Raw genomic sequence first — 10,350 nt, 5'->3', positions numbered from 1 at the left:
TTTTTATGGTCATCCGATATTTATTCCCAATAAATCTCTATAACTTCAGACTCCGAAAACATAGTGATAATCGTTTAAATGTGATAATTTGATACTATAAATTAAATGCTTTTATAGCTATGTCCTTATTAATCAGATGAATATATTCATTCTTATATCGAACTCACGTTAATTACTACGGATTATGTTTTAAAGCACTAAGAACTACATTTATCAACGTTTATATTTCGCTATTTAAAATCTTTCGCTAATTTTGCAGCAATTTCAGAAGTTCCAATGCGTTAAGACACTGAAAGGACATATAGACGAAAAGGGCGTTTAGCTAAATTATTCCTTGTGGGAATCTGGACAATTCTACCGTATGAATAATAAGCAGGAACGCCCACATCAGATTATATACCTACCTCAACGGGTGGCTTATATAATTTCTTGGTGTGGGCTTTGCTTATTACATACGGTGGGCAGTCCAGAACTCTTAAAAATAAGAGAGCCTCAACAAGATAATAAGCCAAAGTACCCACACCTTTTCTTTATATAGGCAAAATCATAAAATAAAATCGCTTCTTCCGGGTATTGAGTGGCACATTGTAGCAATTATATGGATAAATTGAAAATCGCTGTGATCCTGTTAGCAGGAAGCTTTATGCTTAGTAGTTGTGTTACACTCTTGGGACGAAAAAAAGAAATCTATGTTGATTCATATCCCAAAGGGGCAAGTGTTTATGCAGATGGAAGTTACGTTGGTACTACTCCTTGTACATTCAAAAGCAAAAAGCCCAAATCTTCATTGAGTTTCAAGAAAGACGGATACGAATCTAAAACGATTTATACATCTCTTAAACATCGAGGACATATATGGTGGAATATGCTGTTTACTGGATTTCTCGGTGTTCTCGTGGATATTCCCTATATTGATAAATATGCAGAAACATCCTATTATGCTAGTTTGCAGTTACAATCTAAACCTACCCCTAAGCCTACCCCTGAACTATCTTTAGTTGTTCCAGAAGCTCCCTCAGAAATGAGAGCAGACTATGCGGTCTTATCCAAAATCGTTCCTAGCAATTCCAGCATGGAAATGGATGCAACGACGATTTTTGAGAAATACAATTCAGCAGTTTTTATGATTTATACTAGTGATAATTATAATGTTTCTCAAGGGTCTGGATTTTTTGTCAGTAGCGATGGCATTGGAATTAGTAACTATCATGTTTTCAAAGGAGCTTATATAGAAAAAACAATTATAAAACTCTCTGATGGAAGTAAATATCAGATTCAAGAAGTTTTGGCATATAGCAAAAAATACGATTATATTGTTTTTAAAGTACAAGGAAGCGGATTTAATCATATTCCTGTTACTAAAAGCGGATATAAAGTTGGCAATAAGGTTTATGCAATTAGCAGTCCCGAAGAATTAGAAAACACTATATCCTCTGGAATTGTATCGGGAAAGCGTTCAGGCTATCTTATTCAACATGACGCATATATTGACCACGGAAGTAGTGGCGGTGCATTGATAAATAGGTATGGAGAAATTATTGGAATAACCTCCGGTGGTAAAAAGTCAGGGGCAAATCTTAATTTTTCAATAGATATAAGGGTTATTTATAAATAATACTACATATCAAGATTCTATCTTTGAAGTAGATTAGACAGCAATAGCATGGAAAACGGGAAAGACGGTTATGTAACCGAAATCTCAGGAACAGAAGATAATGAAAAGTATTTTGCAAAACTCACATGGGATTAAATTAATATACATACAGATAATAGCCATACAAGCATAACAATCTTTTATTCAGTTTTATAGAGAGGATTTAGAAAAAGTATTGTCTATTGAAAAAGCCACTTTATTCTATGTTTTAGAAATTAGAATATGGTGGCTTTTCAAGTGTTTGGAGATATTTAAACGAAATACTTTTTGTAGCTCTTCCGATGTAGCCCGGACGGCGGTCGGGGACCGTAAACTAATCTTTTTGCTGATTCCCAATTTTATCATTTAGCATCTTTTATCACTATATTCTTTTATACTATAAGCAATTATTGGTAATTTCGGGCAATTTTTTTACAGAATGCAAGAAAATGATTACAAATTATTGATATGGAGAATTTGAATATTGCACTTTTACTGATGATGGTGGGTATGGCTACAGTGTTTTCCATCCTGCTGATTGTCATCTATTTAGGCAAGGCAATGATAGCGCTTGTCAACAAGTATGCGCCCGAAGAGACGGCTGCTGCCAAGAAAGAAGGTGCGGCACCGATACCGGCCAACATCATGGCGGCCATCAGTGCGGCCGTAGCGGTAGTGACACACGACAAAGGCAAAGTAACGAAGGTGGAAAAACTGAGATAAAAACATTATTCATATTATTATAGAATCGCATCAACGATGAAAAGAGAAATTAAGTTCAGCTTGGTATTCAGGGACATGTGGCAGAGTGCCGGAAAGTATGTTCCCCGCGTAGACCAGTTGGTGAAGGTGGCTCCCGCCATTGTGGAGATGGGTTGCTTTGCCCGTGTGGAAACCAATGGGGGCGGCTTCGAACAAGTAAATCTGCTTTTTGGCGAAAATCCGAATAAGGCTGTGCGTGCCTGGACGAAACCTTTCCATGAAGCCGGCATACAGACGCACATGTTAGACCGTGCGCTGAACGGCCTCCGCATGAGTCCTGTGCCGGCCGACGTGCGCAAGCTCTTCTATAAGGTAAAGAAGGCGCAGGGTACCGACATTACCCGCACCTTCTGCGGACTGAACGACGTGCGCAATATCATCCCCTCCATCGGCTATGCCCACGAGGCAGGCATGATTTCGCAATGCTCGCTCTGCATTACTTACTCGCCGGTACACACGGTGGAATACTACGTCAACACGGCTAAACAACTGATTGAGGCCGGTGCCGACGAAATCTGCATCAAGGACATGGCGGGCATCGGACGGCCCGTGACACTGGGCAAGATTGTGGCGGGCATCAAGCAAATCAAGGACATTCCTGTCCAATATCACAGCCATGCGGGTCCGGGCTTTAACATGGCCAGCATCCTGGCCGTCTGTGAAGCCGGATGCGACTATATCGACGTGGGCATGGAGCCGCTGTCGTGGGGTACAGGGCATGCCGACCTGCTCAGCGTGCAGGCCATGCTGAAGGACGCCGGCTATCAGGTACCCGAAATCAACATGGGGGCCTACATGAAGGTCCGCGCCCTTATCCAGGAGTTCATGGACGACTTTCTGGGTCTGTACATTTCGCCGCGCAACCGTCTGATGAACTCTCTGCTCATTGCTCCGGGGCTGCCGGGCGGCATGATGGGTTCGCTGATGGCCGACCTGGAGACGAACCTTGAAAGCATCAACAAATACAAGGCCAAGCGCAACCTGCCCTTCATGAAGCAGGATGAGCTGCTCATCAAGCTTTTCAACGAAGTGGCTTACGTATGGCCGCGCGTGGGCTATCCTCCATTGGTGACACCTTTCAGCCAGTATGTCAAGAACCTGGCCATGATGAATGTCATTGCTATAGAGAAAGGCAAGGAACGTTGGGGCATGATTGCCGACGACATCTGGGACATGATATTGGGAAAGGCCGGAAAACTGCCGGGCGAGCTGGCTCCCGAAATCGTGGAAAAAGCCGAACGCGAGGGACGCAAGTTCTTCACCGGCAATCCGCAGGATAACTATCCCGACTGCCTGGACAAGTACCGCAAGATGATGAAGGAAAAGAAATGGGATACGGGCGAAGACGACGAAGAACTTTTCGAATATGCCATGCACCCCGCCCAGTATGAGGCATACAAGAGCGGAAAGGCCAAGGAAGACTTCCTGGCCGACGTGGAGAAGCGACGCGCCGAGCAGAACAACACGCCGGCCGAAGAAGCCAAACCGAAGACCTTGACCGTACAGGTGGACGGACAGGCTTACCGCGTGACCGTGGCTTACGGCGACATCGACCTGCCCGCATCGGCTACCGAGAAAGTGGCTCCTTCGGGTGAAGGACACTCGGTAGTGGCTCCGCTGGAAGGCAAGTTCTTTCTGACCAAAAACACGCAGGAAACGCCGCTCAAGGTGGGCGACCGCGTGAAGAAAGGCGACCTGCTGTGCTACATCGAGGCCATGAAGACCTACAATGCCATCCGTAGCGACGTGGAGGGTACCGTGACCGCCATCTGCCAGAATACGGGTGACTCAGTATCAGAAGACGACGTATTAATGAAGATTGGATAATGGAAGATATATTTGGAAAGCTATATGACATGACGGCATTCAGCAACATCATTGCTGACCCGTCGTTCCTCGTGATGTATGCCATTGCCTTCGTCCTGCTCTATTTGGGCATCAGGAAGCACTACGAACCGTTGCTGCTGGTGCCCATCGCCTTCGGTGTGCTCATCGCCAACTTTCCGGGCGGCGAAATGGGCGTCATCCAGGCCGACGAGAACGGGATGGTGATAGTGAACGGGGTGGCGAAGAATATTTGGGAGATGCCGCTGCACGATATTGCGCACGAGCTGGGATTGATGAACTTCATCTATTACATGCTGATTAAGACCGGCTTCCTGCCGCCCGTCATCTTCATGGGTGTGGGCGCCCTGACCGATTTTGGCCCCATGCTCCGTAACCTGCGCTTGTCCATCTTCGGCGCGGCTGCCCAACTGGGCATCTTTACGGTGGTGATTTGTGCCGTGCTGATGGGTTTCACGCCGAAAGAAGCCGGTGCGCTGGGGATTATCGGAGGTGCCGACGGTCCTACGGCCATCTTCACCACCATCCGGCTGGCTCCCCACCTGCTGGGCCCCATCGCCATCGCAGCCTATTCGTACATGGCTCTGGTACCGGTCATCATCCCGCTGGTAGTGAAGCTGCTTTGCACCCGGAAGGAGCTGATGATTAACATGAAGGAACAGGAGAAGCTCTATCCGTCGAAGACCGAAATCAAGAACCTGCGCGTGCTCAAGATTATCTTCCCGATAGCCGTGACGACCATCGTAGCCTTGTTCGTTCCGACGGCCGTGCCGCTGATAGGTATGCTGATGTTCGGTAATCTCATCAAGGAAATCGGCTCGGATACAAGCCGCCTGTTCGACGCCGCCGCCAATAGCATCATGAATGCCGCCACCATCTTCCTGGGTCTCAGTGTGGGTGCAACCATGACGAGCGCGGCTTTCTTGAACTGGACTACCATCGGCATCGTAGCCGGAGGTTTTCTGGCTTTTGCCCTGTCCATTTCGGGCGGCATCCTGCTTGTGAAGTTGGTGAACCTTTTCGCGAAGAAGAAGATTAATCCGCTGATTGGCGCAACCGGCTTGAGTGCCGTGCCTATGGCGAGTCGCGTGTGCAACGAGATTGCCACGAAGTACGACCCGAAAAACCACGTGCTGAACTACTGCATGTCCAGCAACATTTCGGGCGTCATCGGTTCGGCCGTTGCTGCCGGTGTGCTTATCTCTTTCTTGGGATAGGGTAGTATATTATATAAAGCAAGGGAGCCTGTCTCCTCGACGCAAGTCCGAAAGATTCTTTCGGACTTGTGTTATTTTATGCCTGCCAATCCGGCGATTTGCAGATACGTATCTATGGGGAGTACAGATACGTATCTATGGGGAGTACAGATACGTATCTATGGGGAGCACAGATACGCATCTGTCAGTCGGTAGATACGCATCTGTCAGTCGGTAGATACGCATCTGTCAGTCGGTAGATACGCATCTGTCAGTCAGTAGATACGCATCTGTCATGTTGATAGATACGTATCTGTCAGTTGGTAGATACGCATCTGTCATGTTGGTAGATACGCATCTGTAGGTCATGCAGGCGGCAAGAAACCCGTGCAAAACCATGTATCATTTTGAGGGGGAGTCTGTTTCTGTCTCTGCCACTGTCCCGTTTTCCGGTTTTTCCTTTTTGGATCTCAGCTTCTTGAGTTGCAAAAGCTTCCATTTTTTCCAGAACAGCAGTTCGTTCCATTTTTCAAATTCTTTTTGGAACACGATGCCTATGCCTTGCGTGGTAAGGTTCGTTCGGGTATAATAGCGGTCGTTTGTCTCGTTGTAGGCTTTGAGCCGGATTTCGCCGGAACGGGTGACCAGCCATTCGGCCTGGAAGTCGCCGACGAAGTTGGTGTTAGCCATCGGATTTTCCCGATAGCCGAAGTTTCCGTTTATAAGGAGGCGGTTGTTGAGAAGTTGGCCGGACAGCATCCCTTCAAACTCCATGTCCGTCCAGCCCTTTTCACCGGTGCTGAAGTTGGTGCCTACGTTCCAGTTGTTGTTGTCTATGATTTGCGACAGCGCATTGTTCAGTTGTCCTGAGAGGGTGGAAGACAGTACGCTGGACATCACGTCCGAGTTCTGCCCGGTTCCGATGGTTTCCGAAGGATAGAATTTGCCGATGCTGAGCAGGTACAATATCTGCATGTTCATCTGTTCGTCGGTTGGGATATAATTCCGCACCAGGGCTTCTATCTCGTCGCGCTCGTTGGGCAGCTCCAAATCCAGTTTGATGGTGGGCGAAGTAAGGTGTCCGCTCAGGTTCATCACGCAGTTCACCTTCACGTTTGTATTCTGATAGTCGCTTGCATCGGGTATCAAGTCGTTGAGCGATGCCGAGTTGACAGTATAGTTGGCCTGTATGTCCAGATTGGAATTGGCCGGATTTCCGTTGAAGGTAATCGTACTTCCATCCTTGATGGTGAAATCCTTTCGGATGACTTCCTGCAGGCTGAATTTATATATCCCCTGGCTGATGCGGTAGCTTCCGAAGAGTTTGACGTCCCCTTTGTTGTAGAATTCCGTGCGGATATTGCCGGTTCCGTGTCCGCTGATGTAATCGCCGGCTATCGGGTCCATGATAATGCGCATGGTCGCGTCAGGGGTTGCTTCTATAATAAGATTGAGGCGAATATCGGTATCTATTTCCTGTTCCTGCTCTTCTTTTTCTATATCCTGTTGGGCTATCTCGTAGGTGGAAAGCCGAATGTCATCCCGAACCGTGGTGCGTCTTGGCGTTTTATCGACAAAACGGATAAACTGATTGCTCGTTGCCGTAGTCACATTGTCTTTGATGTATGTAAAATTGGTATTCCGGTTGGTCGTCATGGCTACGTTAATGTTTACACCTTCCGCCGCGTTGCCGGCAATGCTGGCATTCCCTGTTCCGTAGACGGTTCCGTAGAATGGGAAATCGCTGGATTCCCTGGTGTTCATTAGCAGCATATTGCTTACATTGAAATTAAAACGATAGCTTAGATTTTTGAAATGGGTATAATGCAGGTAGCCATTCAAGGTTCCCTGATTTCCGTACATATCGGAAATCCGATTGCTTTTGAAGGTCAATCCGCCCGGTTCGATGTAGATGCTGTCTTTTACGAAGAAAGTCGTGTTCAGCACTTCTACTTTCATGGAAGCGTCTCCATACACTTGTCCTTCCATCGTCAATGCCTTGAACTTGCCATAGAAATGGACATTCCCTTTCGCCCGCCCCGTAAATTCGGGCGTAATATCTTTCATATAATAGTGTATGAATTTCAGGTTCGTGCCGTCTGCATCTATCTGCAAGTCGAGCGAGCTGGTGGGTTTGATGGGGTAGATAAATCCGTGAACATGGGTCCGGGCAATATCCGCTTCCCGAATGCGTGCATCCAGGTAAATGCCTTTTATATCGTGATGCCATTCTCCGTGTATGTCGGCATCGCCGAGAAGACCGTTGTTGATGCCTAAATTATGGATGAACAGGTCTGTGCTCATGACCGGCTTTTTGAAAACGCCGGTTGCGTATGCAGGTCCGGTAGCTTCACCCTGGAAATTGACCCCCAAGTCCGCTATATCGAATACGTATCCGATATTGATTTGTTGCAGATCCAGATGTACGGTGTCTTCAGGTTGGTCAGACAAGACTCCGTTGATGCGGAGAAAGCGTTTTTGATTGGTGAAATTGAAATTATGTACATATACTTTGCCCGAATCAAGTACGACTTGTGCCGGATGAATATTCCACAATGTATCGTTCAGAATGATGTCTGTAGGGTGAATGTCAACCACCATTTTCAGCGGAGGCTGCTTCCGGTTATGGCTGCGTTCCGCTTGCCGGCGGGGCGATTGAACTTGCGTACCTAACTGCTGTCTCATAAAACGGGCCGTGCCGGAAAGTTGTCCGCTGTAAGTGATTTCACTGCTATTTCCCCAGTTCAATATGGTTTGGATGCTGTCATTTTTAGCGGATGCTTCTACGGACAGATTGACGGAACTGTCAGCTTTTCTATGGGTGAAGCGGATGCGGGCATGAAAATAATCGCTTGGATTTTCACACAAAACCAATCCCGATTCAATGAATTTGTTATTATACCGCAAATGAGGGAAATAACCTTCCATACGCATACGCTGAGCCTTGTCATTGAAATATCCTTTCAATGTGGAGTGGGTATATACGGTAAGTGGAAGCCCGAATACTTTTGAAAACAATTCCGTATTGTAGATATGTAAATCAAAGCCGAAATTGTTTTCAGTATTGACTGCCTTTGGTGCATTGGAAGGCAGCAATGCCGGAACGTATTTATGCAGGATGTTCAAAAAGCTGGTCGGTAGGGTACGATAGGAGTAATCGCCGACAATGCTTCCCCGCAAGAATGCCGAATGAATATCAAGTCGTTTGGAGCCGGTTTGTTGCGTAGCTGTCAACTTAAAGTTATCCATCAAATAGGATTGCTCAGGAGAAATAAATTGCAGGCTGTCAATATTAATTTCACCGTTCATTTCGTCAATGGAACCACCGGTGAAGTCGGCTTTCAGTTTGACGGAAAATTCGGCATCTTCATATTTGGATGTCAGGTTCAATGTATGAGGACGCACATGCTTGGCTTCGGCTAAGAAATTGAAAGTCGGTATTTTGCTGGCTGTATTAATCGTTCCGTTCAGATTTAGGGAAGCGTTTTCGTCATCCAACACGATTTTACCTGCAAAACCTCCTTGCTTATATTCACCGTCCAAAGTAATGTTCTCATACGTATAGCCGCTGTAGTCAAACGATGTGATAAGTCCTTTAGCTTCAATAGACGGGTAGTTATGGGAGGTGTGACGTCCTTGTACTCCCATGTTGAACGTTATTTTTCCCCATTTAGGGATGCCTGTCAGCTTTCCAAGTTCAAAATTGGATGTAGCCATGGAACCTGAATAGGAGATTGATTTTTTATCCTTGTCTGAACTGATTTTTATATCCGTGTTCAGGCTCCCAATGTTGGTGTGCAAGCGTCCGTAGGTAACTAAATCCGTGAAATAGCCGGATATTTCTCCTTGGAAACTGATGGTACCCAATCGTTGAATTGCTGCGGGAACTCCCTTGTAGTCTTTGCTGAAATTTTTGATAAAAAATGCAACCCCATCAGGATTGGCATGTAAGTGAGACAGATTTCCGAATACGTAAGCATCCTGAAAATGAGATAAATCTTGAAACGAAACGTCTCCTCTCAGCAAAAACTCCTTACCGGACGATATTGCCAATCGTGGGCAATTCAGCTGGTCTATAGTACCGTTCACTTCAGCTTCTATCCGTAACGGGTCTTTAAAAGATGAAAAAACGGGTACGAATGCTGACAAATCGCATAAAGTGATATCTGATGGAAGCAGGCGACAAGAGAATCGAACGTTATGGACAAAATCTTCCATAGCCTTTAGGTTGTCATATTCCATGCGGATAGTATCCATCCGCAGATTGGTATGAGGCAGCTCGATGCCAAAGCCTGCTATTTGCATTTCTCGCTCATTACCGATTATCTTTAGTCCCAGCTTGTCTAATTTAAAACCTGAAGAATGTTCTTCAAGGCTCATTCGTTTGATAGATGCGTTGATAGAATCATTTTGCAGGGCTTTCAACGAAATGCTGGCGATAATATTGCGTAGGTTGATATGATTGACATTGAACCTGCCAGGCGTTTCCTTTTCAGACAAGATGTTGTACGAGACTCTTCCTCGACGAAGGAGGAGAGAATTGATTCTTAAATTGAGATTTGTCTGTTTGGGGATGGTATCTTTGGATGCAAATGTATCGACTATAAACTGAAAATTCGGCTCAGATTGCGGAGTGGCCTTCTCAAGGTTGGCAGTAAAGCCGAACAGCTGGATGTTGTTGATGGAAATGCGTCCTTGAAAAAGCGGGAGAACATCGAATTTTGCAGAAAAGCGCGTGACTTTAAGCATCTCTTTTCCTGAACGGTCGTCCAGCATCAGATCTTCAATAACGATGCGGTTCAGAAGTCCAATATGAATACGTCCTAAAGTCAGTTTGGTGTCTAATAGATTTTCTAATTTATCGGTTACAAACATAGACATTTTGTGCTGAATGTAGGGAATATTCAGCAGCAA

5 protein-coding genes are annotated in these 10,350 nt (G+C 46.0%); 4 read left to right on the top strand and 1 reads right to left on the bottom strand.

Annotated elements, in window-relative coordinates:
- Positions 1-598: 598 nt before the first annotated feature.
- The 4 genes from Q0Z70_RS05480 (at position 599) to Q0Z70_RS05465 (ending at position 5,457) form a co-directional block, all read left to right on the top strand.
- On the top strand, positions 599-1,615 hold the full coding sequence (locus Q0Z70_RS05480; protein ID WP_298073106.1) for a trypsin-like peptidase domain-containing protein: 1,017 nt from the start codon (positions 599-601) through the stop codon (positions 1,613-1,615).
- 486 nt (positions 1,616-2,101) lie between these two features.
- On the top strand, positions 2,102-2,356 hold the full coding sequence (locus Q0Z70_RS05475; protein ID WP_298073105.1) for an OadG family protein: 255 nt from the start codon (positions 2,102-2,104) through the stop codon (positions 2,354-2,356).
- A gap of 36 nt (positions 2,357-2,392) precedes the next feature.
- The gene (locus Q0Z70_RS05470) at positions 2,393-4,222 is read left to right on the top strand and encodes a biotin/lipoyl-containing protein (protein ID WP_298073104.1); all 1,830 of its coding nucleotides are present in this window, start codon (positions 2,393-2,395) and stop codon (positions 4,220-4,222) included.
- Positions 4,222-5,457 (top strand): sodium ion-translocating decarboxylase subunit beta, encoded by a 1,236-nt coding sequence (locus Q0Z70_RS05465; protein ID WP_298073103.1) that lies wholly within the window; start codon positions 4,222-4,224, stop codon positions 5,455-5,457. Before Q0Z70_RS05470 ends, Q0Z70_RS05465 begins: the two co-directional genes overlap by 1 nt.
- Positions 5,458-5,838: 381 nt before the next feature.
- On the opposite strand, the gene Q0Z70_RS05460 is transcribed toward Q0Z70_RS05465, so the two are convergent.
- Positions 5,839-10,317 carry a translocation/assembly module TamB domain-containing protein gene (locus Q0Z70_RS05460; RefSeq protein ID WP_298073108.1) on the bottom strand — a complete coding sequence of 1,493 codons (4,479 nt, stop codon included), beginning with the start codon at positions 10,315-10,317 and terminating at the stop codon, positions 5,839-5,841.
- Positions 10,318-10,350 lie beyond the last annotated feature (33 nt).

Origin of the sequence: uncultured Bacteroides sp., from assembly GCF_947632445.1 — a bacterium.
Lineage (GTDB): Bacteria > Bacteroidota > Bacteroidia > Bacteroidales > Bacteroidaceae > Bacteroides.
The sequence above is the reverse complement of the archived record's forward strand: the minus strand, read 5'-3'. Positions and strand labels throughout refer to the sequence as shown.

What these genes read in the sequence shown, in the direction of transcription:
- Q0Z70_RS05480 (WP_298073106.1), top strand. Translation starts at nt 599, where the DNA reads ATGGATAAATTGAAAATCGCTGTGATCCTGTTAGCAGGAAGCTTTATG.
- Q0Z70_RS05475 (WP_298073105.1), top strand. Translation starts at nt 2,102, where the DNA reads ATGGAGAATTTGAATATTGCACTTTTACTGATGATGGTGGGTATGGCT.
- Q0Z70_RS05470 (WP_298073104.1), top strand. Translation starts at nt 2,393, where the DNA reads ATGAAAAGAGAAATTAAGTTCAGCTTGGTATTCAGGGACATGTGGCAG.
- Q0Z70_RS05465 (WP_298073103.1), top strand. Translation starts at nt 4,222, where the DNA reads ATGGAAGATATATTTGGAAAGCTATATGACATGACGGCATTCAGCAAC.
- Q0Z70_RS05460 (WP_298073108.1), bottom strand. Translation starts at nt 10,317, where the DNA reads ATGTCTATGTTTGTAACCGATAAATTAGAAAATCTATTAGACACCAAA.